Source organism: Alcanivorax sp. HI0083 (genome assembly GCF_001635175.1).
In genome coordinates this window covers 1-359 of sequence record NZ_LWFX01000698.1, presented here as the reverse complement: position 1 = coordinate 359, position 359 = coordinate 1, and the positions used below count along the sequence as shown (strand labels likewise).

Annotated in this window: 1 protein-coding gene; it reads right to left on the bottom strand. The window is 56.8% G+C overall.

What is annotated here, in order from left to right:
- Positions 1–207, bottom strand: a 207-nt coding sequence (locus tag A3754_RS06860) for a succinate dehydrogenase assembly factor 2 (protein ID WP_063519160.1), incomplete at its 3' end; no start/stop codon positions are given.
- Positions 208–359: the final 152 nt, after the last annotated feature.

Below are 359 nucleotides of genomic sequence, written 5' to 3'. Positions count from 1 at the left end.
CTGCGGGTCCGCAGGCTCACTGCGGTAGGTAAACCACTCGAACATGTCCGCATCCTCACAGGCCAGCAAGGTAGCGAACTGGGCCTGGCGCTCCGCCGGTTCCGCATCGAAGTGATTATCCAGGTAGCCATACAGCACCACCTCCACTTCCGACGCGCCCCGACGGCACTGCCAGCGATATTTACGTTTCAGGTCTTCATTACTCATTTCTGCACTATCCTGATCAGAAACTCCGGCGTCTTGCGCCAATTACCACCTATGGCTTTCAGGCTGTGCGCGCATTATCTATCATGCCTGATGATTTCTCGACTCCCCCGGAGTCGCACACCAAGTCACACGCTACGATGACAGGAGCCCCA